We start from the raw sequence: 23,487 nt of genomic DNA, 5'->3' as shown, positions 1-23,487 counted from the left end.
GTGACGCGTGCTATTCAACCGGCACGGGCGTCGCTGCGGGTGTGCCCGTTCGCAGCGCCGCTTCCCTGCCGCCGAATGCTTGGACCAGTCTGTCCTGATCGGCTTTCGCGGCAGCATCGGTGGTTTCGGGATCGAGCAGCGCGCGAAGCTGTCGTTCGAAATGCGCGAGCACGTCGGCGTATTCGGGCAGCGACGCAAGATCGCGCATCTCTTCCGGGTCGTTCTTCACATCGAACAGTTCCGGCTTCATGCCGAGATAATGGTGATACTTGTAGTGGCTATCCGCGAGCATATACGCTGCGCTTTCCGATCCGACAGCGTGATATTCGCTGAACGCGAGACGCCCGACGTCGTCTTCCGCACACGCGAGTTCGACGAGAGACTTTCCTGGACCATCGATCAGCGCTGCTTCGCAGCCCGTGCATTCGAGCAGCGTGTTCTGGATATCGATCAGCGACACAGGCGTTTCACTCACCTTGCTCGCCGGAATGCCAGGACCCGCGACGATCATCGGCACACCTGTCGATTCGCGGTACATCAGACACTTGTTCCACATGCCGCGCTTGCCGAGATTATCGCCGTGATCGCTGCTGTAGATGATCGTCGTCGAATCGTCGAGTCCGCTTGCCCGCAGTGCGGCAAGCACTTTGCCGACTTGCGCGTCGAGGAACGACACCAGCGCGTAATAGCATGCGACGGCAAGACGCCTGCGTTCGTCGCTGCCGATCGCCGCATCGTGATCCATATGCCGCGCCTGACGCTCCACCCACGGATGCCGTACATAACCCGTCGACGGATGCAGTAGCGGCAGGTCGATTTCGCGTGGATCGTAGAGATCGAGAAAATCCTGCGGCACGACGAGCGGAAAGTGCGGTGCGACGAGCCCGACGAACAGCACCCAGGGCTTGTCGTCGGCGGCATGCTCACCGAGCCAGCCACATGCCGTATCGGCGACGCGCATGTCGAAGCGGTTGTAGTCGGACGTGCCGGGGCCGATCTTGTCGTATAGCGGCGAGCGGCCCATGGTTTCGGGCATCGGATTGCGCACCGACCCCCACACCTGGCCAATCCCATCGAGGATATGCACCGCGTGTTGCTGCCGGCGAAATCCGACGGGCGACGCGTCCGACTTGTAGTGCAGCTTGCCGATCGATTCCGTCAGCACGCCGCTCGCCGACAGGTGCTGCGCCCAGCCCGGCGTGCTGCCGTCGTAGGCGATCGCGTTGTCCCAGCAGCGGATGTCGTGGACATAGCGCCCCGTCGCGAGGCTTGCCCGCGCCGGCACGCAGATCGGCGACGGCGTGTAGGCGTTCTCGAAGCGCGTGCCGCGCTGCGCGAGCGCGTCGAGCGAGGGCGTCTTGATGACCGGGTGCCCGGCGCAGCCCATCAGGTTGTGCTGGTGCTCGTCAGACAGGATGAAGAGGACGTTCGTGGGTTTCATTGCGTTGTCTGTGCGGCCCGTGCTTGCGGTGCCGCGTCTCCTGCAATCCATGGTGGTCGAAGGGCGCATGACTTGCAATTGACATTTTTTGTAAAGCGCATAACCATTGGTTATTCGCCCGTCACGTATCGGTTACGACACATGGATCCCATCGAGCGCTTTTTTCAGGCGGGGCTGAAGCTCAGCCACCTGCGCCTGCTCACGATGTTCGACAGCCTTGGGCAAATCCGGCTCGTCGCCGAAAAGCTCAATGTCACGCAGCCCGCCGTATCGAAGCAGCTCGCGGAACTGGAAGCCGGGCTAGGCGTGCCCGTGCTGAGGCGCGTCGGCAATCGGCTGTTTTTCACGCCTGTCGGCGAGACGCTGATGAAGCGCGCTCGCGAGGTGTTCCATCAACTCGAACAGGCGCGCTTCGAAGTCGATGCGCTGACGAGCGGCATTTCGGGCAAGGTGTCTGTCGGCGCGGTGGCAACGGTGATGCCCGTGTTCGCGCCGCAACTCGTGCTCGAGTTGAAAAAGCGCGCACCGCACGTGAATGTGAGCTTCTTTGAGGCCACCAGCGACCGGCTCTTTCCGATGCTCGGCGCCGGCGCGCTCGACTTCGTGCTGAGCCGCACCGGTCCGCCGCGTGCGGACGCGGCTGCGTTCGCATCACATGCTGTTCTGGATGATCCAATCGTGGTGGTGTGTGGACGTGATCATCCACTCGCGGCGCGCCGCACAATCAGCGCCGCCGACCTCGTGGAACTCCCCTGGATCCTGCCGCCACGCGAAGCGCCCACATTCCTCGCATTGCAGGAATGGATGCACGAGCACGGCCTCGAGTTTCCCGATGGATGCGTGCAGTCCATCTCGTTGCAGGCAAACGAGGCGATGATCGGCGCGTATCCTTTCCTCGCGCTCATGCCGCTTGCGGTCGCACGGCAGGGCGTGAATCGCGAGAAACTCGCCATCCTGCCGCTAGAAGGCACGCGCTTTCTGGAGACCGTGCAGCTCTTCTATAACCATACGTCGGCGAACCCTGTCTTGCCTGTCGCGCTAGGTTGTATTGAGTCCGCCGAAAAGACGATCTCAACATTTCTATTGCCATAGGCTGTTTAACAGGGTCCGCTTTTGAAGCACACTCGACGCTGAAGTCACGGCTCGCAATCCACCAATAAGACGTCTACCACGGCTGCATTTCTCCGGGCAAACGTTCCTGAGGACTAGAGCGACGCAAGCTTGGGTACGCTGATCTTTTCGATTGTCTCCATGGCCGGCTTTGCTGATTACTTCGTTCAACCAGCCTCAGAATTTGTCCCAGCCATCGTTATTAATGGCCGTTGTTGCCGCGCCTGCCGAGGCAACCGACGCAGCGAGCGGACGGGCCGCCGCCGCGGTGTTCCCAATGGTCCGCCGTACAGGTTGTTTACGTGCCACCTGACGATGGACTGAAGATGCCTGTCCATCCATTACAGTCGAAACGGCGCCGGCCTCCAGACGAAAGAACGAAATGGCCTTATTGAGTTGCCGCCCCTGGTCTTCGAGCGACTTGGATGCGGCCGCCGCTTCCTCCACCAGCGCGGCGTTCTGCTGCGTGACCTCGTCCATCTGCGTGATCGCGTGGTTGACCTGTTCGATGCCCCGGCTTTGTTCCGTCGACGCGGCGGCGATTTCGCCCATGATGTCGGTCACTCGCGCGACAGCCTGCGTGACCTCCGACATCGTCTTTCCCGCCTGATTCGCGAGCAATGATCCGTCATGGATTTTCTGAACGGACGCGTTGATCAAATCCTTGATTTCCTTCGCCGCGCTAGACGAACGTTGCGCGAGGCTGCGGACTTCGCTTGCCACCACCGCGAATCCACGGCCCTGTTCGCCTGCCCGGGCCGCCTCCACCGCCGCGTTCAGCGCCAGGATGTTGGTCTGGAACGCGATGCCTTCGATGATTCCCGTGATCTCCGCAATCTGCGTCGAACTCGTGCTGATCTCGCCCATCGTACCGACGACCTGACTCACCACCTCGTTGCCCTTCAGCGCCACTTCGGACGCGTTGGCGGAAAGCGAGCTTGCCTGTTGAGCGTTCTCCGCGTTCTGCTTCACTGTCGAAGTCAGCTCTTCCATGCTCGACGCGGTTTCCTGCAGCGACGCAGCCTGCTGTTCGGTGCGGGACGAAAGATCGACGTTGCCCGAAGCAATCTGGCTGGAGCCGGTCGCAATACTGTCTGCGGCCGTACGCACCTGACCGATCAGGCTGACGAGACTTGCCTGCATTTCACCCATCGAGGCGAGTACGCTCCCGCCCGGCGCATTCTTCGCGCCCGCGACGGGACTCAGATCGCCAGCGGCAACACGCCGTGTAACCTCATCGAGAGCCACCGGCTCGGCGCCAAGTGCACGCAGCAATCCGCGCGTGATAACCATGCCCGCCACGACCGCCAACGCGACAGCGGCGAGAGAGATCGCCATCAGCAAATTCCGCTGCGCTGAATAGTGTTCCTCGGACTGCTGGACGAGTTCCTCTTCATGAGTGCGCGTGTATTGCGCGTAGTCGTCCGTTGCTTTGACCAGGGCGGCGAGCAGCGGCCGGCAATCGTCGTCGATTTTCTTCACCGCCTCGTCGTGCTTGCCTCCAACGGCGAGAGCAACGATTGCCTGGGCGACAGGTGCATAAGCTGTCTCGATCCGGTTGATTTCGCTCACAAGGCTGCGGGTCTTTTCCGTTGCGTCGGTCGCGGACGAAACCATCTGGTTGAGTTTCGCGATGTTCGACTGGACATCCATCTGGGCCTGCGCTTCAGCGGCCTTTTCCGTTTCGAAATCGCCCGGCGTGGTCACGAGCGCCATGTTGCGCGCGGCAATCGCACGTCGGTCAACCGCGGTTCGAACCTGCGCAGCAATATTGGCGCGGGCATTGACGCCCGACACGAAATTTGCGAATCGGTCGTTGGCATCGTTCAGTGATTTCAGGGAAATGCCTGACACGATAAGGACAATAGCGGCGAACAAGCCAAAAGCTCCCGTGAGTTTTGCCTTCACTGACAGATTGCTGAGATTCATGTTTCAACTCCAGTTGCCAATTGTTGGTGCACGGGGGAGGGCATTCGAGCGGGTGGGTATGCCAGAAGGCGTGCTTCAGGCAGCACAGGGCAAAACCTTCACGCCCATGCATCTGGTATTACGGCGCGTTGGCGCATCGCTGAAGGAGGGCAAACGCTGCGCAGCTTGGCGCAAAGGTTTGCGCGCAATTGATTTTTTAAATGGCGGAAGCGACGCCATTCATCATAGGATTGCCGGGAGGGTGTTTGTTGAACGCTTCGGAATATTGGACGATTCTGGAAGCTCTACGAGGCTTGAATTTGCAACTCGGCCTCGCACACTGATTCTTCGGGTTGCTGATTCACACAGCGATGTTGAATCGCAGCAACTGACGAATCTTTTGCAGATGCCCGCTCCGCCTAACAGCGACCTATATGGTCGGCCAGCTGTTGTCCTTAAGCGGGCTCGACGCTGAACTTTTTCTGTCACCGACCCACAACAGACTTTCGATATTTCGCAGACCAGTCTTTCGCGGCACCATCCGTGCCTAATCCTCGAGCGCATCATGCGCGCACACTCTCCGGTTAGAATCCCGGGAATTTCGCGTTCATTGCACTGCGCGACGTGGATAAGATCTCGCCCCCTCACTGCCCACTGAAAAATGATAGACGTATGCTGAATTCCCACCTCGGTCTTGCCGACGGAATTCTTACCGAACGTATGACGCTGCGAGTCGCAAACGAAGAGAGTACCGTTGCGTTGCACGCGTACTGCATATCAAATCGTGCCCACCTTCAGCCGTGGGAACCGGCTCGCTCCGAAAGCTTCTTCGAAATAGATGCCGTTGCAGGCAGGTTGCGGTCGATGGCTACTCAGACTGCAGCAGGAAACGCCGTCCATTTCTTGTTATTCGACAGCGAAAGTGGCGAATTGCTGGGCGATTGCAACTTTACCAATGTCGTTCGAGGACCGTTCCAGGCGTGTCATCTTGGATTCTCTATCGCGATGGACGCGGAAGGGAAAGGCCTGATGACGGAAGCTCTGACGGCGGCCATTCCGTATGCGTTCAAGACTATGGGATTGCATCGCATCATGGCGAACTATCGACCTGAGAACACCCGCAGCGGACTGCTGCTAGCTCGCCTTGGTTTCGAGAAGGAGGGTGTGGCGCGGTCCTATTTACAGATTAATGGTTCGTGGGCCGACCATGTGTTGACCTCGTTGCTTAATCCGGATGATCTTGACTAAATAAGGCATCGCCTCAATGGGCTCAGCGCGCCGCAGTATTGCGCGGCGCTTGACACACGCTGGCCAATCGCCCCTGCTGCCGAAAACCCATTGCCTCGTATATTGTTCCGGCATGGTGGGTTTCGTCTGCAACTATGACAAGCCGGTGCGACCGCCCGGCTGACAGCCTGATAACTTCGGTCATCAAAGTTTTGCAAACATTTCGGTTTCGATGCTTAGCCCCCGTAATAACTGTCTGGAAACGCCCAATTCCGTCAAGAAAGAACAGACCAAGACTTCCCACCTGTTCATCGCCAATAAAGGCTCCCCACCAGTTTCCCAGGCCGCGTTCGATCAGGCTCCTGTAAGCCCTCTGCTGATGCGTTATGTAACGCTGTGAGGTAATGTCGGTCGGATCTGGCATGGCGGCGAGTTGCATTCGGGACCAATCGTCCCATTCCTGCTCCAAGGCAAACGGGCGCACTTTGACCAGAGAATTGGTCGCAACTGGATTTATTGCGCCGGGATGCGCCACGAGGACCCGGCAGACGGTGGCGTCGTAGCCTTGTTCTACGAACGTGTCGAGGGCCACCACGCTGTCGGCGCTTTCCGGCCACACGAATGTCCGGTGTGCAATTAGCGGTGGTGTCCCGATGAGCTGACCGAAGTCATGCTCCAGCAATTTCAGGTCACTTACTGAGGGTCGCTGCTGCAAGACGAGCATGTTGCCGAAAAAGTATTCGGGCGCGTCTGGTGTACGGACGACGATATATTCATCGCGTGACTCGACGGTCCCGATCTCCGCATGCAGCAATAGATCAGTTGCGAGACCGAGGTTATCGGGGAAATATTGCATTCCTGGTATCGTTATCAACAAACGGAAACGTTTCCTTCGCTTTTATGCGAATTGATTGCTCAGTCAATCGGATCAAAATCCGCTGGTGAACTCGTGGAAATCCAGCTCCGTAGTCGCGATTGTCAACGATCTACTCGATCGTTTCGGTCGCCGAAATTGACTGCTAGCGGCGCTGTAAGCCTAACGCATGAACAAAGCGCCGGGCGTCAAGGCCAGCGGTAGGCCAGCACACGATGGCGCGGATATTCGAGTTCCCGGACCTCTTGGAGTTGGTTGCCCCCGAAAAGATAGACGTGCTTGGCATCGATTCGGAGAAACAATCCAACGTGTCCCTTCCAATCGACCGCGTCATCGGCAGTCAGAACGGCAATGCAACCGTATCTCGGTTTCTCGAGCGGTTGCCCCCAGGTGAGCCACGAGCGAGCTAAAGCGGAGCCGGTTCCGCGAATGCCCGATTGTTCCATGCACCAGTTTAGAAACGAGGAGCACCATGCGATTTTGTCGTCGTAGCCAGCGAGCTGGGTGCAATTATTGTATTCGGCGATTCGGGGATTGCATTGTCCCGCATCGTAGCGCTTGATGCCTTGCTCCTTGAGCGCGACGCTTAGCCAGGCAGGCGCGTTAGCATCTGTTGCTTGTGACGCTTCGCTCATTAACGTGCTCCTTAGAGATTTTCTTCTTCAACCGGCGCGTAGACCGCATGTTGCGCTCCCGAAATCAGTGCCCATTACGAGGTGAGTGAGAAGGTCAATGACAAGAGGTAGAAGTGTCAACGATCTGTGCGCTAGTGTCGAGTGACCGCTTATGGTTGCACTTTGCCCCGCGGTCGTACGCGGCATGGCCGGTTCCGACTCTATGCGTCAGCGGGACTTACCCGCGTCGAGCCCGAGGAACGGAAACGGCGGCGCGGGCTTGAAGGATCCAGAGACTTCACCATTGAAGGTATTGCGCTGGTCCGGACCAAGGTCGAGGCGTTTGACGGGTGCGCCAGCGGAGAAGTCAACTTTCTTGAGGTCGACCCAGAATGTGTTAGGGGTAAGGGCCGACTCGAAGAAGTAGAGCATCCGCTTATGGTCGACAACAGTGCGCCAGCGGGTGGACGAGATGTTTGGCTCATCCGCGGTGGTAATCCCGAACGGCACGGACACGTTGCGGATTACGCTGAATACGCTGGCAAGGGCGACGACAGGATCTTCGCTTTTGGGTATGGCGTTTATGTAGAACGAGGCGCGCGCAAAGCGGTCGGCCGAGCGATTGGTGCCAGGCAGCCAGACGGTTCCGCCGATCTGCTTCCAGTAAGCATTCAGGGCAAGCTGTTCATCGAAAGTCGGAGAGTTGGTCATCACCTGATACTGCCGACCGTGGTGGATGACCTGCTTGCCGGCGATGTACTCGACAATTGCGCTGTCACCGGTGGCGTCTGACATGGAGAGGTGCAGTGTGGCCAGGCGCCGTTCCCCGGGGACGTTGTCTGAGACGACCGTGAAAGGCTCTTTCTCGAGCGTAGCTACGGCTTCCGAGACGGTAGCGAAGTTGTCGAGTACGTACTGCGCCCAGGCGGCGATGGTGAGCCCGGGTTTCGAGTTCTTGTCGAAAGCCGGGTATTGCGATTCCACGAGCCAGAGCAATTCAGCAGCGAGGCCCTTTTCGTTCATGCCGTCGGTCGTGGAGACGTCATAGCCAGTAGCGACGACGCTACCGTATTTGGCCGTCCATTTCAGCGAGTTCGGACCAGCCTCGCCGTTGCGGGAAATACCACGGGGGAGCACGTAGAGATTGGTGGAAATGTCAAGCTTCCAGTCCATCGACCGCGCCGTGATGACGTCGTTGTCGGCGCCAAGATATACAACCCGCGTGCAGGCGATCGATGCGACCGGTGTGACAATCAGCGTCGCTGCGGCGAGAAGACAGGGTAGAACCGAACCAGGCGAGTGCCGCATATCAACTCCTTACTCTGGTGAGGGGAGACGGGCGTGCTCGAAAACTACGCACGTGGCTCGCACCGTCTCATGCGCGTTGGTTGGCCCGCACGCATATCGGCTGGCAAGCCCGGGCCATTTTACTCGTATGACGGTGGCCGCGATCGTCCGCTCGAAGCTGCTGGGGCAGTCGCTCGATGCGACGGCCTTGGCGGGCGCTTCATGGCCACACTGCGTCTCGAACTCTCTCATGCATGCTGTACGCCCACCCGTCAGTTGTCGTGCAGCAGGCCCGGCTGACGACAACAGCACGAGAGAATACGCACTACTATTGCGCAGGCACCGGCACAATCGACGCGATGCGCCAGCCGTCAGCGGTTCGCACTGCCGTTTCATAGACGAGAAACGACGCGGTCTTTGCCGTCGCTTCCGAAGCGCCCACCGTGACCCGAGTGGGTGCGTACAGTTGTGCGACGTCAGCACTCAGCGGAATCACGCGGATCTTCGCGACGTCGGGCTCGAACTTCCACACGCCCTTGAAGTTTTCCTTGAAATGCAGCGGTTCGGCGACAAGGACGGCCTGTTTCGCGATGCGCTGTCCGTCTACACGGAGCGCGTGCTACGCCGGATGAATTCAGCTCGCGTGGACTCCGCGCGAGAAAGCGTGGCAGCGATACTGCGCGATTTCTTGCCAAAGCCGGCAGCATCGCGACGGCCTGCAGGCTGCCTGTTGTCGCGAAGTACTGCCGAACTGCTGGACCTTGCGGCGGCGGGAAAGACGACAGCACTTGCCGGTGTCGCACGGCAGCGCGAGATCTTCGCGGATCTACTGCGGCAAGGCGTGACGAACGGCGAAGTTGCCCCGGGGACCGATGTGGACGCCTTTGCCTGGTACTACCTCGGCGTTTTGCAGGCCGTTTTGAATCTTCCACAGGCGGGCGCATCGGGTGACGCGCTTGGCAGCATCATCGACGTTGCCATGTCCGCGTGGCCGGAGGCGGATAAACGCGGATCACGCAACAAGGGAAAAGCGGAAAGGCGCGGCGGATAGACTGCCCAGTGAGAACCAGTCATGGATCGCGTATGGGAGCGAGCGGCGTTGTTCCGCTTCGCGGCCGACGGCTGCGCGCAAAATCGTTACGCGTCCGCCTCGCATCGGCCTACCCCTTAAACTCCACCGAAACAAAAACCTTCCTGCACGGCTCAACAACCTCCCAGGTTCCCTTGAACCCCGCAGGAATCAAGAACCGATCCCCAGCGCGCACAGTTTTCGCCACGCCGTCCGCATCGCGAATCACCGACACACCCTCAAGAATCTCGCAATACTCGCTCTCCGTAAAATTAACAGCCCACTGGCCGCAGGTGCCCTCCCAAGTCCCAGCCGCAAGCTGCCCACAAGGGCTGGCAAAATGCGTATGAACCATTTGCAAAGGATCACCAGCCAGCACAGCCTCCGCCTTGGGCATGTACTCACTACTTTCCTTAGCTGGTGCCGAAAAATCCACAATAGTTAAAATACTCATAACGTCTCGAATAGAAAGAAGAATAGAAAAAAGAAGCGCAGCGCCTGCACCCACTGCCCGCGCCACGCCCAAAAGACTCACCTGAAGTCACCAATCCAACCGCCAGCGACAAAGCGCCTCAATTCCCCGACTTCAACTGCGCCCAAAGCCGATTCTCCAACCGCATGATCGGCGCCGGCTGCGGCCGCATCAACGTCATCTTGTTCAACACGGCCTCAGGCGGATAAACATTCGCGTCCTGCTCAATAGCCGGCGTCACAAACTGCCGCGCCGCACGATTCGCAGTCGGGTAAAAAACCTCATTCGTAATCTCCGCACTCACTTTCGGATCTTCGATGTAGTTCATCCACTTCATCGCCGCTTCCGGATGCGGCGCGTCCTTCGGAATTACCATCACGTCCATCCAAACCAAACCCGCGTCCTTGATATTCGAAAACCGAACCTCATACGTGCGCTTGGCCTCGGAAGCACGCCGCCGCGCAATCCCCACATCGCCGGAAAAGCCGAACGCCACGCAGATATCGTTGTTCGCCAGATCATTGATATAGCCGGACGAATTGAACTGCGTGATATACGGCCGCACCTTCTTCAGCACTTCATACGCGGCCTGGTAGTCGCCGGGATTGGTACTGTTCGGATTCTTATGCATGTACTGAAGCACAGCGGGGAAAACATCCGCGGCCGAATCGAGAAAGGACACGCCGCAACTCTTCACCTTCGACAGATTCGCCGGGTCGAACAACAGCGACCAGCTATCCACCGGCGCTTCACCACCGAGCGCTTGCTTCACCGCCTGCACGTTGTAGCCGATTCCATCGGTGCCCCACGCCCAAGGCACGCCGTATTGATTGCCAGGATCGGCATCGGCAATCAGCTTCATCAAACCAGGATCGAGATTGGCGAGGTTGGGCATCTTCGACTTGTCGATCTTCTGATACACGCCGGCTTCGATCTGCCGCGCCATATAGCTCGATGTCGGCACTACGATGTCATAGCCCGAACTGCCCGCGAGCAATTTGGCCTGCAACGTATCGTCGCTATCGTAACTGTCGTATTTCACGGTGACGCCGGATTGCTTCTCGAAGTTGGCAATCGTGTCCTTCGCAATGTAGTCGGACCAGTTGTAGACATTCAGCGATGTATCCGCGGCGCGCGCGGCGTTCATCGCGGTCAAAGCGGTCAGCGAGCACAGCATCGTGCCGGCGAGCGAAAGAAGGGTGGCGTGACGAATCTTCATTCTGCAATCTCCTTGATATTGAACTTCAGTTTTCGCCACAGCACAGACGCGCGCATACCGTCGCTCCGAGTCCGCACATTCCACAAGAATGCCAAACACAAAGAGACGTGACGCCGCCTGCCGCAGCGCAAGCACACAGCAGAACTAAAACGATACGAATAAGCGAGCGCTATAAGCCGTCGCGCGCTAGCAAGCGAACTTGCTAAGCACGAACAGGCAAATGCATGACAGGCGTGCGACCGCTAAACGAACGGTCCCCGCATGCAACACAGCCTCGCGAAAAGAGAAGGGGGCTAAGGCAGAAGCGACGCGATTTCGTCGGTACGCACAGGAATGGCTGAAGGCGCGGCAATGACGTTATGCCGGCGCACGGAGCGACGCGACAAGACGGTATCGATAGACAGGGGACGGGACGGCGAAGCGCAGTTGCTCCCCTGATGAGCAATCGGACAGCCGAACAGGATCGTTCTTTCCCGACCGCGCTGGTATCTCACCAATGGACCACGGACTTTCACGATTGAACCCGAAGCGACGTTGAGTAGAAGTTCTCACGATGCACAGGAGTGCATGCCCGAGAACCATCGAACTGCCACCTTAGGATAGCCGAGCCATTATTTTCGTCAAAGGACTTTCTGACGTTGCGCTGTCATGGTCTCGCATTCGACGCACAAACACGAGCGCATGCCTGAACCATGCGCTCGCATCGAATTGCCCAAACCAGATTGCGTACTACTGACCTTGCAGATTCGGATTCCCAGCAGGGACATTAGAGCCGGTTTCCGAGGAGCCGGCGGAGGAAGGACCATATCCCGCCGCTCCACTGTTTTGTGCGGCGACACGTGCTTCGGCTGCTTGAATGTCAGCGGGGTAGGTGGAGTCGGTTGCGACCGCGGGGTTATAGCCGGCCTGTTCGATCTGTTTCAATTGCGCCTTGACCTCGGCACGCGTGACCGGTTGCTCGGATTGTGCGAACGATGCCACCGGTGCTGCGAACACTGCAACTAGTGCCACGGCTTTGATAAGCGATTTCATGTTGCTTCCCTCCGAGAATATTTTATTGGGCGCCGCAGCAATCGTCGGCGCTATGCACGGATTCTAGGAAGGGCGTGATCCAGGGGAAACCCCTGATACAGTAATTCAGTGTTGCCACAAACAGTAAGTCGGCGTGCTGTAATGTCATCCGTAATATACGAACAATCGCGTCACACGCCTTGCCGTACACCGACACGGTACGCGGTCACTTGCCGATACGTGTCGCCGGCTCGCACGATCACGTCGTCCTGCTCAGCCATATTGACCTGGTTTGGAAAGCCGCCCGCTTCGAGACACAAACCGGCATGCGCTTGATACGCAACGCCGCCGCGTCCTGTGTCGCCCTTCAACCAGTTGCCGCTATAAAACTGTAAGCCGCGTTGATCAGTCGACACGGTCAATTCGCGTCCGCTGCCGGGATCGTAAGCGCAGGCAACCTGGCGCATTGGCGGAGTGGCGCCGTTTTTGCCGGCGTCGCGTGCATCGTGCAGCACGTAGCAATGATCGAAACCGCCGGCTGTCGCCAACTGCGCGTGCGGCCAGTCGAGCCGCGCGCCGATCGGTGCGCTCTGCCGGAAATCGAAGGCATTGCCCGCCACTTCCGCGAGCTTGCACGGAATCATGGCGGCATCGACTTCAAAGAAGCGCTCGGCAGCGATCGACAACACGTGGCCGCGAATGTCGGCACCAGGTCGGCCCGTGAGATTGAAATACGGATGGCTCGTCAGATTGAGCGGCGTCGCGGCATCGGTGATTGCTTCGTAGGCGATGGTCAGCGTGCCATCGTCGTCGAGCGAGTAGCGCACTTGCGTAGTCACGTTGCCCGGAAAGCCGGCATCGCCTTCGGGCGACTCCAACCGCATGAGCAACGCACCATTGTCCTCACTCACGTCCCACAGCGAGCGATGAAAACCTACCGTGCCGCCATGCAGCAGATTCGCACCTTCGTTGCGATCGAGCGTGTACTCGATGCCGTCGAGCGTAAAGCGTGCATCGGCAATACGGTTCGCCCAGCGACCGATCAGTCCGCCCATATAAGTGGTAGCCGCCACATATTCAGCGGGCGTGTCGTGGCCGAGCAGGATATCGCCGAGCACGCCGGAGCGATCCGGCGCATGCCACGAGACCAGCGTCGCGCCGAGATCGCTGATGGCGACTTTCATACCGTGCGCATTGCGCAGCGTGAAGAGTCGAACGGAATCGCCGCCGCGCAATGTGCCCCACGGCTCGGAAGAAAGTTGTGCGATGCTGATCATGTCGTCAGTGAAAAGAAAAGAGAATAGGCATGCTCAGCCCGGCGCGGACGTCGAATTCGCCTGCTCCTGGTATTCGCGCGGCGTACAGCCGAGTTCACGGCGAAACACGGCGTACATGTATTGCAGCGACGTGAAGCCGCAACGGATCGCCACTTCCGCGCTCGACGCATCGCGCTTCGCCAGCAATGCCTTTGCGACATCGAGTTTATGACGCAAGATTTCCTGATGCACGGTGCACTGCCGTTCGCGCCGAAAATACTCTTCGAGCGACGAACGCGACACGCCAACATAGTCGGCAACCTGTTCGGTGCGAATGCCCTGGCACGCGTACTGTCGAATGAAGTGCCGCGCCCGCATGACATACGGACTCGCCAGCGGTTCGTGCTTCGTCGATTCGAGCACGTTGATGCCGACCGGCGGAACGAGAATGCGCCGCCCGGGAAAGCGCGCACCACGCAGCATCTGATGCAAGAGGTGAGCCGCGGTGCGCCCCATTTCCTCCGTGCCTTGAATCACCGAAGAAAGCGGAATACGGGTCAACGTACGCGTCAGCGGATCATTGTCGATGCCGATGATCGCGACTTCTTCGGGCACAGGAATGCCGGCGATCAAACACGCCTGAAGCAAATGCCGCGCACGCGCATCGGTCACGGCGATGATGCCGACCGGCTTCGGCAAATCCCGCAGCCACGCGGTGAGTTGCTCGGTCGCCTGGTTCCATGAGGGCGCGCTGGTCGAAAGCCCGCGATAGATCTCGCCATCGATCTGCTCCACGCTATGTCCATCCGCGCTGCGCAAATGAGCGAACGCGAGTTCGCGCTGTTGCGCCCAGCGGTTCTCCTGCGCCTGCGGCAAGCTGTACAACGCGAAGTGCTCGAGGCCCGCGCCGATCAGATGCGTGTAGGCAAGCGAGACGAGCTTGCCGTTGTCGGTGGCGATATAGGGTAAATCCGGAGGATAGTGCGCCGGATCTTCGAACGACGAACCCACGGCGACCACTGGCAACGGACAATCGCGCAGCGCTTCGCCCACGGCGGGATCGTCGAAATCCGCGATAATGCCGTCGCCGTCGAAGCGCTCGATGCCCGTCAGCCGGCAGCGAAAATCTTCTTCGAGAAAGAGATCCCATGCCACGCGCGTGGACAGCAGGTAGTTACCGATACCGGTGATGATCTCGCGGTCGTAGACCTTGTTCGCGTTGAACAGCAGCGCGATCCGATGGGTCGTCTGTGGTGTTTGCGGACGGGTCATGGCGGTGAGCGGCGCACGGGCCAATTGCCCGTCACACCTTCGTCTCCTGTTGGATGCTTAATTTGAACAGCACCGGTTTTAAGCGTCTGGTTATTCTAGGCCCCGAATCGCGCGCCGGTGCGAAACAAAATCAAGGGCGGTAAGAAACATCAAGCACGCTGCGCAATTTCGCAATTGCCGACGCATCGTGCAAGCGGCAGCATGGCGTCACCTTGTCAACCGGCGCGGCGACGTCGCACGGGTTGCGGTGCACCATAAACTGGAGACGCTGATGTCTTACTTCGAACACATTCCCGAGATCCGCTACGAAGGCCCTCAATCGGATAACCCGCTTGCGTACCGTCACTACGATAAAAGCAAGAAGGTGCTCGGCAAGACACTCGAAGAACATCTGCGCATTGCCGTGTGCTATTGGCATACGTTTGTTTGGCCGGGTGTGGATATTTTCGGGCAAGGCACGTTTCGGCGTCCCTGGCAGCAAGCCGGCGACGCAATGGAACGGGCGCAGCAAAAAGCGGATTCCGCATTCGAGTTCTTCTCGAAGCTGGGCACGCCGTACTACACGTTTCATGATACCGACGTCTCGCCTGAAGGGTCGAACCTGAAGGAGTACAGCGAAAACTTCTTACGCATCACCGACTATCTGGCGCGCAAGCAGGAGAGCACGGGTATCAAGCTGCTGTGGGGCACGGCCAATCTGTTCTCGCATCCGCGTTACGCGGCCGGCGCCGCGACCAGTCCCGATCCGGAGGTGTTCGCGTTTGCGGCGACACAGGTGCGCCATGCGCTCGATGCGACGCAACGGCTGGGCGGCGATAACTATGTGCTGTGGGGCGGCCGCGAAGGTTACGACACCTTGCTCAATACCGACCTCGTGCGTGAACGCGATCAACTCGCCCGTTTTCTGCATATGGTCGTCGACCATGCGCACAAGATCGGCTTCAAAGGCTCGCTGCTGATCGAACCGAAACCGCAGGAGCCGACCAAGCATCAATACGATTACGACGTCGCGACCGTGCATGGATTCTTGCTGCAGCACGGGCTCGACAAAGAGATTCGCGTGAATATCGAGGCCAATCACGCGACGCTCGCGGGCCACTCGTTTCATCACGAGATCGCCACGGCTTACGCGCTGGGTATTTTCGGCAGCGTCGATGCGAATCGCGGCGATCCGCAAAACGGCTGGGATACGGATCAATTCCCAAATAGTGTGGAAGAGCTGACGCTCGCCTTCTACGAAATTCTCAAACACGGCGGCTTCACAACCGGCGGCATGAATTTCGATTCGAAAGTGCGGCGCCAAAGCGTCGATCCGGAAGATCTTTTCTACGGCCACATCGGTGCGATCGATAACCTCGCGCTCGCCGTCGAGCGCGCGGCGGTGCTGATCGAAAACGACCGTCTCGATCAATTCAAACGCCAGCGCTACTCGGGCTGGGACGCGGAGTTCGGTCGCAAGATTTCCTCCGGCGATTATTCGCTCTCTGCGCTGGCTGAGGAAGCAATGGCGCGCGGTCTTAACCCGCAGCACGCAAGCGGCCATCAGGAGTTGATGGAAAACATCGTGAATCAGGCGATTTATAGCGGACGGTGATCAGCGTTTCAGGAAGCAGTGCATCAAGAAGTCGCAACACTAAATAAAAAATTGCGCGGCCACGTCGACCGCGTGAATAGAAGCTTTGGGTTGTCGCTTGTCCGGTCTTGCAGCTCGCAGCGCAAACCGTCCAATCCGGTATTCCGGCTATCAGAAGAAGGAGACAGAGATGAAATTCGCAACGCGTCGTACCGTATTGAGTTCGCTCGTCTGTGGAGCGGTGCTCGCCAGCCTGTCGCTTGTCGCGCCGCTCGCGCATGCAAGCAAGGATCACCCGGAAATTGGCTTCTGTATCGACGATCTGCGCGTCGAGCGCTGGTCGCGCGATCGTGACTATTTCGTTGCCGCAGCGGAAAAACTCGGCGCGAAAGTGTCGGTGCAATCCGCCGACGCGAGCGAAGCGCGCCAGATTTCGCAGATCGAAAACCTGATCTCGCGCGGTGTCGATGTCATCGTGATCGTGCCGTTCAACTCGAAGACGCTCGGCAACGTGGTCGCCGAAGCGAAGAAAGCGGGCATCAAGGTGGTTTCATACGACCGCCTGATTCTCGATGCCGACGTAGACGCTTACATCTCCTTCGATAACGAAAAGGTCGGCGAATTGCAGGCGCAAGGCGTCTACAACGCGCAACCGAAGGGCAACTACTTCCTGCTCGGCGGCGCGCCGACCGACAACAACGCCAAGATGCTGCGCGAAGGCCAGCTCAAGATACTGAAGCCCGCCATCGATAAGGGCGATATCAAAGTAGTCGGTCAGCAATGGGTACCGGAATGGAGCGCGTCCACGGCGCTGCGCATTGTCGAAGATGCGCTGACGGCGAATAACAACAAGATCGACGCGATCGTCGCCTCGAACGACGGCACCGCCGGTGGCGCGATCCAGGCGCTCGCTGCGCAGCACATGGCGGGCAAGGTGCCGGTGTCGGGCCAGGATGCCGACCTCGCGGCCGTGAAGCGTGTGATTGCCGGCACGCAGACCATGACCGTCTACAAGCCGCTGAAACTGATTGCCGGCGAAGCGGCCAAGCTCTCTGTGGCGCTTGCAAAGGGCGAAAAACCCGCCTTTAACTCGCAATACGACAACGGCAAGAAGAAAGTCGACACGGTGCTCCTGCAACCCACGTTGCTCACAAAGAGCAATGTCGATGTAGTCGTCAAGGACGGCTTCTATAGCCAGGCCCAGCTCGCGAGCCAATGAGCGTAACGTGTGCGCGGCGGACCTCGATGCGTGTCATACGCATCGGTGCCGCAGCGCGCCTTGCAGCGAGGCATAGCGAATGACGCAAGCTCTCATGACGATGCGCGGCATCGTCAAAGCGTTTTCCGGCGTGAAGGCGCTCGACGGCATCGACCTCACGGTCGCGCCCGGCGAATGCGTGGGCCTGTGCGGTGAGAACGGCGCAGGCAAATCGACGTTGATGAAAGTGCTCTCCGGCGTGTATCCGTGGGGCACGTGGGACGGCGAAATCATCTGGGAAGGCGAGCCGCTGAAAGCCGCCAGCGTGCGCGACACCGAACGCGCCGGCATCATCATCATTCACCAGGAGTTGATGCTGGTGCCGGAGTTGTCCGTGGCGGAGAACATCTTTCTCGGCAATGAAATCACGCTGCCCGGCGGCCGCATGAATTATGCCGCGATGTACCAGCGCGCCGACGAACTGCTGCGCGAACTCGGTATTAGCGGTATTAATGCCGCGCAGCCGGTGATGAACTATGGCGGCGGTCATCAACAGTTGATCGAGATCGCGAAGGCGCTGAACAAGCGCGCGAAGCTGCTGATTCTCGATGAACCGTCTTCCTCGCTGACTTCTTCCGAGATCCGGATTCTGCTCGACATCGTGCGCGATCTGAAGCGGCGCGGCGTGGCCTGCGTGTACATCTCGCACAAGCTCGATGAAGTGGCGGCCGTTTGCGACACCATCAGCGTGATTCGCGACGGCCGTCATGTCGCGACCGAGCCGATGCGCGCGCTTACCACCGACCGCATCATTTCGTTGATGGTGGGCCGCGAGATCAAGAACCTGTTTCCACGCGAGCCGCATCCGATCGGCGACGTGATCTTCGAAGCGCGCCACGTCACTTGCTTCGACGTGACCAATCCGCGCCGCAAGCGTGTGAACGACGTGTCGTTCGGGCTGCGGCACGGCGAGATTCTCGGCGTGGCCGGTCTGGTCGGCGCGGGGCGCACGGAGTTGATGCAGGCGATCTTCGGCGCGTATCCCGGCGTGAGCGAGGCGACCGTGGTGATGGACGGCAAGCCGCTCAAGATTCGCGCACCCGTCGATGCGATTCGCGCGGGCATCGGCATGGTGCCGGAAGATCGCAAACGTCACGGCATCGTGCCGGGGCTGAGCGTCGGTCACAACATCACGCTAGCGGTGCTGCAGCGCTTTGCGTCGGGTGGACGAATCGACTCCGCGGCCGAACTCGATACGATCAATACGGAGATGAAGCGGCTTTCGGTGCGCGCCGCGCATCCCATGTTGTCGATTGCGAGTCTGTCCGGCGGCAATCAGCAAAAGGCCGTGCTGACACGCATGCTGCTGACCAATCCGAAAGTGCTGATTCTCGACGAGCCCACGCGCGGCGTCGACGTCGGCGCGAAATACGAAATCTACAAGCTGATCTTTCAACTGGCGCAGCGCGGCATGTCGATCGTGATGGTGTCCTCTGAATTACCCGAAGTGCTCGGCATCAGCGATCGCGTGCTGGTAATCGGCGAAGGCGAGTTGCGAGGCGATTTCGTCAACGACGGCCTCACGCAGGAGGACATTCTCAGCGCCGCGATCCGTCCCGTGCAGCGATCCCCGAACCCAACCGCAGCGAGTGCCGCATGACGCCCGACGTTACTTCCCAACGCGCCGACGAAGCCGTGCCGCGAGGCGCATTCGGCGGTCCGCAGCGTATTCAGCAATTGTTCGCGCGCTACAAGATTCTTGCGCTGCTGATCGCCGTGGCCGCGATCTGGATTTTCTTTTCAGCGCTCACGCATGGCGCGTTCGTCACGCCGCGCAATCTGTCGAACCTGCTGCGGCAGATGTCGATTACCGGCATGCTCGCGTGCGGCATGGTGTTCGTGATCATCGCCGGCGAGATCGATCTGTCGGTGGGATCGCTGCTCGGCTTGCTCGGCGGCGTGGCGGCAATACTCGACGTCAACCGTCACTGGCCGATCGGCGTCACGTTGCCCGTGGTGATGCTGCTCGGCGTGCTGGTCGGCATGTTCAACGGATGGTGGTCGACCTACCGGCGCGTGCCTTCGTTTATCGTCGGGCTCGGCGGCATGCTTGCGTATCGCGGCATTCTGCTCGGCGTGACAGGCGGCTCGACGATCGCGCCGGTATCGGACAGTTTCGTGTTCGTCGGCCAGGGGTATTTGCCGCGGCTCGCGGGAGATACGCTCGCGGTAGTGCTGTTTCTGCTGCTGGCGTTTCTGACGATACGGCAGCGGCGCAATCGCGAGCGTTATCAGTTGCGGGTGGTGCCGGTCTGGCAGGACGTCGTGAAAGTGGTTGGCGCGGGTGTGATTCTCGCGGGCTTCGTCGCCACGCTCGATCGTTACGGCGGTATTCCGGTGCCGGTTCTGTTGCTGCTCGCGTTGCTGGGTATTTTCACGTGGATCGCCACGCAGACCGTGTTCGGGCGGCGTATCTACGCGGTCGGTTCGAATCTCGAAGCGACGCGGCTCTCGGGCGTCAACACCAACCGCGTGAAACTGGCGATCTTCGCGCTGATGGGGCTGATGTGCGCATTCGGCGGCATCGTCAATACGGCGCGGCTGGCGGCGGGTTCGCCGTCAGCGGGATCGATGGGCGAGCTCGATGCAATTGCCGCGTGCTTTATCGGCGGGACGTCGATGCGCGGCGGTTCGGGCACGGTCTATGGTGCGCTGATCGGTGCGTTGGTGATGGCGAGTCTGGATAACGGCATGTCGATGCTCGACGTCGACGCTTATTGGCAGATGATCGTGAAGGGCAGCATTCTTGTGCTGGCCGTGTGGATCGATGTCGTGTCGGGGTCGAACAGGCGGTGAGGTTGAAGGGAGGTGCGGCGGCGCGAGGCCGACGCACCTCGTCTCATCCCCCATTTAATGAAACACCCCACGACAACCCCCCATCCTCGCCGTCCCCCGCATCCCCCGCCCCAAGCCGCACTGACTTGAGCGCGCGCATTTAAGTCCCACATCCACTGCCCCGTCTTATTACTATTCCGAGGAACAACGCCAGGCGCCGACCCGCGCTTTCACAGCTTCCCAGCCACCGTGCAAGCTGATCGAACCATGCCATGTTGAAACGCAGAACCTTTCTGCTCGGCGGCGCCGGCGCTGTCGGCGCGTTGGTGGTCGGGTGGTCGGTATTGCCGCCGGGTCAGCGTTTGACCACGTCCATGCCGCTGCCGGCGCAAGGCTCACAAGTGGCGCTCAACGGCTGGGTCAAGATTGCCGCCGACAACAGCGTGACGATCATGATGTGCAAAGCGGAAATGGGGCAGGGCATCCACACCGGCCTCGCGATGCTGCTCGCCGAAGAACTGGACGCCGACTGGTCGCAGGTGCGCGTCGAAGACTCGCCCATCGACAAGATCTACAACAGCGTGCAAAGCATCATCGACGACCTGCCGTTTCGCCCCGATGACGACAGCACCGTTAAACGCACCACCGTCTGGATGACCCGCAAGCTGGTGCGCGAAGCCGGCACGATGATGACGGGCGGTTCATCGAGCATCAACGATCTATGGACGCCCATGCGCGAAGCCGGCGCCTCGGCCCGCGCCATGCTGATCGGCGCGGCGGCCGCGCAATGGAAAGTGCCGCCCGGTGAATGCCGCGCTGAAGGCGGTCAGGTGTTGCACCCGTCGGGGCATAAGGCGAGCTTCGGTGAATTGTCGTCGATGGCCGCGCAGCAGGCGCTGCCGCGCAAGGTGACGCTGAAAGACCCCGCCAACTTCAAGCTGATCGGCAAACCGCTGCGCCGTATCGAAGCGGCGTCGAAGATCAACGGTACAGCGCGCTTCGGCATAGACGTGTTGCCGGACGGCCTGCTCTACGCGAGCGTCGAGATGTGTCCGACGCTCGGCGGCTCGGTGGCAAAGTTCGACGCGACGGCCGCCGGCAAGATGCCGGGCTTCATCAAGGCGTTCGCCGTCGCGCCATACAACGGCGGAACCGGTGGCGTCGCGGTGATCGCCGATAACCCGTTTCGCGCGATGAACGCGGTCGCCGCCGTCGACGTAACCTGGCATGACGGCCCGGCAGCGAAGCTCTCGAACGCGGACGCGGACCGCCGCCTCGCGCAGGCCCTCGACGACAACGACGGCCACGCTTACTACCATCTGGGCGATGTCGATGCCGCGTTGACCCGCGCGGCGCGCACCGTCAGCGCGGAATATCGCGCGCCGTATCTGGCGCACGGCGCGGTCGAACCGCTCAACTGCACCGTGCAAGTGGCGGATGGCGCGGCCACGGTCTGGGTCTCCACGCAAATGCCCGGACTCGCGCGGCATCACGTGGCGAAAGTGCTGGACCTCGACGCGGACAAAGTCGACGTGCAAACGTTTCTGCTCGGCGGCGCGTTCGGCCGGCGTCTGGAGCTCGATTTCATCGCTCAAGCCGCCGCGATCGCGCGCGAGGGCGGCGGGCGTCCGGTGCAAACCTTGTGGTCGCGAGCTCAGGATTTCACCCACGACTTTTATCGTCCGGCGTGCCTGTCGCGACTGAAGGCCGGTTTCGACAACGACGGCAAACTGGTGGCGTGGCAGGCCGCGTCGGCGAGTCAGGCGATCGTGCCGGAAGCGCTCGCGCGCTACTACGGCGCGCCGCGCCTTCCGATCGACAAGACCACCTGCGAAGGCGCCTTCGATCAGCCCTACGAATGGCCCGCTGCGCGCGTCGCACACAAGATCGTCGAGTTGCCAGTGCCGGTCGGGTTCTGGCGTTCGGTGGGGCACTCGCATCAGGCGTTCTTCACCGAGGGCTTTACCGACGAACTTGCGGTGGCGACCGGCAAGGACCCGATTGCGTTTCGCGCCGCGCTGCTCGAACAGCATCCGCGGCATCTGGCGGTGTTAAAGCGCGCGGCGGCTTTGTCGGACTGGGAGCATCCGCTGACGCATGCCGCCGACGGCGCGCCGCGCGCGCGTGGCGTCGCGCTGCACGAGGCGTTCGGCAGCGTGGTCGCGCAGGTCGCGGAGGTATCGATCGGGCCGGGGAAGAAGATTCGTGTGCATCGGGTGGTCTGCGTGATCGACTGCGGCATACCGGTGAATCCCAATCTGATTCGTCAGCAGATGGAGAGCGCGGTTGTCTTCGGTCTTTCCGCTGCATTGCAGGACGAGATCACGCTCGTCAACGGTCAGGTGCAGCAGAAAAACTTTCTGGATTTCCCGGTCGTGCGAATCGACGATTGCCCGGTGATCGACACGGACATCATGCCGAGCCAGCTTCATCCGCAAGGCGTGGGCGAAGCGGGCGTGCCGCCGGTCGCGCCGGCAGTGGCCAATGCGGTGTTCAAACTGACCGGCCAGCGCTTGCGCTCGCTGCCGTTGAAGCTCGCGTGAAGCACGCCGAATTCAAAAACAGGAGGCAGCCATGGGATCGCTGAATATCAACGGCCGGGCAGTCGCGGTGCAGAGCGAGCCGGACATGCCGCTTCTGTGGGTGCTGCGTTGCGAACTCGGCATGACGGGCACCAAGTTCGGTTGCGGCGTTGGCATTTGCGGCGCGTGCACGATTCATGTGGACGGCGAACCGTGCTTCGCCTGTCAGACGCTCATGTCGAGCCTTCACACGCAGAAGATCACGACCATCGAGGGTTTGCAGGGTCCTGAAGCACAGGCATTGAAGACCGCGTGGATCGATCTCGATGTGGTGCAGTGCGGCTATTGCCAGAGCGCCCAACTGATGGCGGCCTGCGCGCTGCTCAAGCACAAGCCCAAACCGACGGACGCCGACATCGACGCGGCAATGTCGCACATTGTGTGCCGTTGCGGCACCTATCCGAGGGTACGGGCGGCGATCCATCAGGCGGCGGCACTGCGCCGCCCCGCGTAACGCCGCCGGCTTGTTTCGCGTCAGCAGCTAACGCAAAAATCGCCGCGTACGCTCAACCTGCCAGCAATTCCACCACGGCGACGAC

Annotated in this window: 21 protein-coding genes; 10 read left to right on the top strand and 11 right to left on the bottom strand. The window is 60.1% G+C overall.

The features are described from left to right. Positions 1 to 10: 10 nt before the first annotated feature. On the bottom strand, positions 11 to 1,441 hold the full coding sequence (locus BPHYT_RS32895) for a sulfatase-like hydrolase/transferase (protein WP_012428445.1): 1,431 nt from the start codon (positions 1,439 to 1,441) through the stop codon (positions 11 to 13). A 141-nt stretch (positions 1,442 to 1,582) separates the two neighbouring features. On the opposite strand from BPHYT_RS32895, the gene BPHYT_RS32890 reads away from it, so the two are divergent. Continuing rightward, on the top strand, positions 1,583 to 2,533 hold the full coding sequence (locus tag BPHYT_RS32890; RefSeq protein ID WP_012428444.1) for a LysR family transcriptional regulator: 951 nt from the start codon (positions 1,583 to 1,585) through the stop codon (positions 2,531 to 2,533). A gap of 195 nt (positions 2,534 to 2,728) precedes the next feature. Here the strand turns inward: BPHYT_RS32890 and BPHYT_RS32885 are convergent, their stop codons facing one another. Next, on the bottom strand, positions 2,729 to 4,480 hold the full coding sequence (locus tag BPHYT_RS32885) for a methyl-accepting chemotaxis protein (protein ID WP_012428443.1): 1,752 nt from the start codon (positions 4,478 to 4,480) through the stop codon (positions 2,729 to 2,731). On the opposite strand from BPHYT_RS32885, the gene BPHYT_RS38480 reads away from it, so the two are divergent. Beyond that, entirely contained in the window at positions 4,479 to 4,934 is a 456-nt protein-coding gene (locus BPHYT_RS38480) for a hypothetical protein (RefSeq protein WP_148225177.1), read from the top strand. The two genes, BPHYT_RS32885 and BPHYT_RS38480, sit on opposite strands and share 2 nt — an antisense overlap. A 197-nt stretch (positions 4,935 to 5,131) precedes the next feature. Continuing rightward, positions 5,132 to 5,707: a ribosomal protein S5-alanine N-acetyltransferase gene (rimJ, locus tag BPHYT_RS32880; protein WP_012428442.1), complete on the top strand. Its 576-nt coding sequence runs from the start codon at positions 5,132 to 5,134 to the stop codon at positions 5,705 to 5,707. A 22-nt stretch (positions 5,708 to 5,729) separates the two neighbouring features. On the opposite strand, the gene BPHYT_RS32875 is transcribed toward rimJ, so the two are convergent. The 4 genes from BPHYT_RS32875 to BPHYT_RS32860 all read right to left on the bottom strand — a co-directional run bounded on the left by BPHYT_RS32875 (position 5,730) and on the right by BPHYT_RS32860 (position 8,993). After that, positions 5,730 to 6,542: a GNAT family N-acetyltransferase gene (locus tag BPHYT_RS32875; protein ID WP_012428441.1), complete on the bottom strand. Its 813-nt coding sequence runs from the start codon at positions 6,540 to 6,542 to the stop codon at positions 5,730 to 5,732. Between the two features lie 206 nt (positions 6,543 to 6,748). Beyond that, positions 6,749 to 7,195, bottom strand: a complete 447-nt coding sequence (locus BPHYT_RS32870) for an NlpC/P60 family protein (RefSeq protein WP_012428440.1) — start codon at positions 7,193 to 7,195, stop codon at positions 6,749 to 6,751. Between the two features lie 207 nt (positions 7,196 to 7,402). Beyond that, positions 7,403 to 8,482, bottom strand: coding sequence for a linear amide C-N hydrolase (locus tag BPHYT_RS32865; protein WP_012428439.1), 1,080 nt, complete (start codon positions 8,480 to 8,482; stop codon positions 7,403 to 7,405). A gap of 307 nt (positions 8,483 to 8,789) precedes the next feature. After that, entirely contained in the window at positions 8,790 to 8,993 is a 204-nt protein-coding gene (locus tag BPHYT_RS32860; protein ID WP_238535704.1) for a hypothetical protein, read from the bottom strand. Positions 8,994 to 9,014: 21 nt separating this feature from the next. Here BPHYT_RS32860 and BPHYT_RS32855 point away from each other — a divergent pair, with 21 nt between their 5' ends. Beyond that, complete coding sequence (locus tag BPHYT_RS32855; RefSeq protein ID WP_049869403.1) at positions 9,015 to 9,512, top strand: TetR/AcrR family transcriptional regulator; 498 nt, start codon at positions 9,015 to 9,017, stop codon at positions 9,510 to 9,512. 109 nt (positions 9,513 to 9,621) lie between these two features. Here the strand turns inward: BPHYT_RS32855 and BPHYT_RS32850 are convergent, their stop codons facing one another. The 5 genes from BPHYT_RS32850 to BPHYT_RS32830 all read right to left on the bottom strand — a co-directional run bounded on the left by BPHYT_RS32850 (position 9,622) and on the right by BPHYT_RS32830 (position 14,760). Further along, a complete protein-coding gene (locus BPHYT_RS32850; RefSeq protein WP_238535703.1) occupies positions 9,622 to 10,065 on the bottom strand; it encodes a cupin domain-containing protein in 444 nt (147 codons plus the stop codon). Positions 10,066 to 10,102: 37 nt separating this feature from the next. Further along, complete coding sequence (locus BPHYT_RS32845) at positions 10,103 to 11,179, bottom strand: polyamine ABC transporter substrate-binding protein (RefSeq protein ID WP_238535787.1); 1,077 nt, start codon at positions 11,177 to 11,179, stop codon at positions 10,103 to 10,105. Between the two features lie 771 nt (positions 11,180 to 11,950). Beyond that, positions 11,951 to 12,253 carry a DUF4148 domain-containing protein gene (locus BPHYT_RS32840; RefSeq protein WP_012428434.1) on the bottom strand — a complete coding sequence of 101 codons (303 nt, stop codon included), beginning with the start codon at positions 12,251 to 12,253 and terminating at the stop codon, positions 11,951 to 11,953. A 170-nt stretch (positions 12,254 to 12,423) separates the two neighbouring features. Beyond that, positions 12,424 to 13,509, bottom strand: coding sequence for an aldose epimerase family protein (locus BPHYT_RS32835; protein WP_012428433.1), 1,086 nt, complete (start codon positions 13,507 to 13,509; stop codon positions 12,424 to 12,426). A 33-nt stretch (positions 13,510 to 13,542) separates the two neighbouring features. Continuing rightward, complete coding sequence (locus BPHYT_RS32830; RefSeq protein ID WP_012428432.1) at positions 13,543 to 14,760, bottom strand: XylR family transcriptional regulator; 1,218 nt, start codon at positions 14,758 to 14,760, stop codon at positions 13,543 to 13,545. Positions 14,761 to 15,031: 271 nt separating this feature from the next. Between BPHYT_RS32830 and xylA the strand changes: the two genes are divergently transcribed. The 6 genes from xylA (at position 15,032) to BPHYT_RS32800 (ending at position 23,402) form a co-directional block, all read left to right on the top strand. Then, entirely contained in the window at positions 15,032 to 16,354 is a 1,323-nt protein-coding gene (xylA, locus tag BPHYT_RS32825; RefSeq protein WP_012428431.1) for a xylose isomerase, read from the top strand. Positions 16,355 to 16,523: 169 nt separating this feature from the next. Further along, complete coding sequence (gene xylF, locus BPHYT_RS32820) at positions 16,524 to 17,552, top strand: D-xylose ABC transporter substrate-binding protein (protein ID WP_012428430.1); 1,029 nt, start codon at positions 16,524 to 16,526, stop codon at positions 17,550 to 17,552. 79 nt (positions 17,553 to 17,631) lie between these two features. Beyond that, a complete protein-coding gene (gene xylG / locus BPHYT_RS32815) occupies positions 17,632 to 19,191 on the top strand; it encodes a D-xylose ABC transporter ATP-binding protein (protein WP_012428429.1) in 1,560 nt (519 codons plus the stop codon). Next, positions 19,188 to 20,387 carry a sugar ABC transporter permease gene (locus BPHYT_RS32810; RefSeq protein WP_012428428.1) on the top strand — a complete coding sequence of 400 codons (1,200 nt, stop codon included), beginning with the start codon at positions 19,188 to 19,190 and terminating at the stop codon, positions 20,385 to 20,387. The genes xylG and BPHYT_RS32810 overlap by 4 nt, the downstream gene beginning before the upstream one ends. Before the next feature lie 251 nt (positions 20,388 to 20,638). Then, on the top strand, positions 20,639 to 22,909 hold the full coding sequence (locus BPHYT_RS32805) for a xanthine dehydrogenase family protein molybdopterin-binding subunit (RefSeq protein ID WP_012428427.1): 2,271 nt from the start codon (positions 20,639 to 20,641) through the stop codon (positions 22,907 to 22,909). 31 nt (positions 22,910 to 22,940) lie between these two features. Next, a complete protein-coding gene (locus BPHYT_RS32800) occupies positions 22,941 to 23,402 on the top strand; it encodes a (2Fe-2S)-binding protein (RefSeq protein WP_012428426.1) in 462 nt (153 codons plus the stop codon). The last annotated feature ends 85 nt before the right edge of the window (positions 23,403 to 23,487 follow it).

Origin of the sequence: Paraburkholderia phytofirmans PsJN, from assembly GCF_000020125.1 — a bacterium.
GTDB classification, from domain to species: Bacteria; Pseudomonadota; Gammaproteobacteria; order Burkholderiales; family Burkholderiaceae; genus Paraburkholderia; species Paraburkholderia phytofirmans.
This window is presented reverse-complemented; position numbering and strand designations above follow the sequence as displayed.

Bases quoted from the DNA above. Each gene is read 5' to 3' on its own strand.
- BPHYT_RS32895 (WP_012428445.1), bottom strand. From the start codon at position 1,441: ATGAAACCCACGAACGTCCTCTTCATCCTGTCTGACGAGCACCAGCAC.
- BPHYT_RS38480 (WP_148225177.1), top strand. From the start codon at position 4,479: ATGTTTCAACTCCAGTTGCCAATTGTTGGTGCACGGGGGAGGGCATTC.
- BPHYT_RS32800 (WP_012428426.1), top strand. From the start codon at position 22,941: ATGGGATCGCTGAATATCAACGGCCGGGCAGTCGCGGTGCAGAGCGAG.
- xylF (WP_012428430.1), top strand. From the start codon at position 16,524: ATGAAATTCGCAACGCGTCGTACCGTATTGAGTTCGCTCGTCTGTGGA.
- rimJ (WP_012428442.1), top strand. From the start codon at position 5,132: ATGCTGAATTCCCACCTCGGTCTTGCCGACGGAATTCTTACCGAACGT.
- BPHYT_RS32870 (WP_012428440.1), bottom strand. From the start codon at position 7,195: ATGAGCGAAGCGTCACAAGCAACAGATGCTAACGCGCCTGCCTGGCTA.
- xylA (WP_012428431.1), top strand. From the start codon at position 15,032: ATGTCTTACTTCGAACACATTCCCGAGATCCGCTACGAAGGCCCTCAA.
- BPHYT_RS32865 (WP_012428439.1), bottom strand. From the start codon at position 8,482: ATGCGGCACTCGCCTGGTTCGGTTCTACCCTGTCTTCTCGCCGCAGCG.
- BPHYT_RS32805 (WP_012428427.1), top strand. From the start codon at position 20,639: ATGTTGAAACGCAGAACCTTTCTGCTCGGCGGCGCCGGCGCTGTCGGC.
- BPHYT_RS32890 (WP_012428444.1), top strand. From the start codon at position 1,583: ATGGATCCCATCGAGCGCTTTTTTCAGGCGGGGCTGAAGCTCAGCCAC.
- BPHYT_RS32830 (WP_012428432.1), bottom strand. From the start codon at position 14,760: ATGACCCGTCCGCAAACACCACAGACGACCCATCGGATCGCGCTGCTG.
- BPHYT_RS32810 (WP_012428428.1), top strand. From the start codon at position 19,188: ATGACGCCCGACGTTACTTCCCAACGCGCCGACGAAGCCGTGCCGCGA.
- BPHYT_RS32855 (WP_049869403.1), top strand. From the start codon at position 9,015: ATGCAGCGGTTCGGCGACAAGGACGGCCTGTTTCGCGATGCGCTGTCC.
- BPHYT_RS32840 (WP_012428434.1), bottom strand. From the start codon at position 12,253: ATGAAATCGCTTATCAAAGCCGTGGCACTAGTTGCAGTGTTCGCAGCA.
- BPHYT_RS32885 (WP_012428443.1), bottom strand. From the start codon at position 4,480: ATGAATCTCAGCAATCTGTCAGTGAAGGCAAAACTCACGGGAGCTTTT.
- BPHYT_RS32845 (WP_238535787.1), bottom strand. From the start codon at position 11,179: ATGCTGTGCTCGCTGACCGCTTTGACCGCGATGAACGCCGCGCGCGCC.
- xylG (WP_012428429.1), top strand. From the start codon at position 17,632: ATGACGCAAGCTCTCATGACGATGCGCGGCATCGTCAAAGCGTTTTCC.
- BPHYT_RS32835 (WP_012428433.1), bottom strand. From the start codon at position 13,509: ATGATCAGCATCGCACAACTTTCTTCCGAGCCGTGGGGCACATTGCGC.
- BPHYT_RS32875 (WP_012428441.1), bottom strand. From the start codon at position 6,542: ATGCAATATTTCCCCGATAACCTCGGTCTCGCAACTGATCTATTGCTG.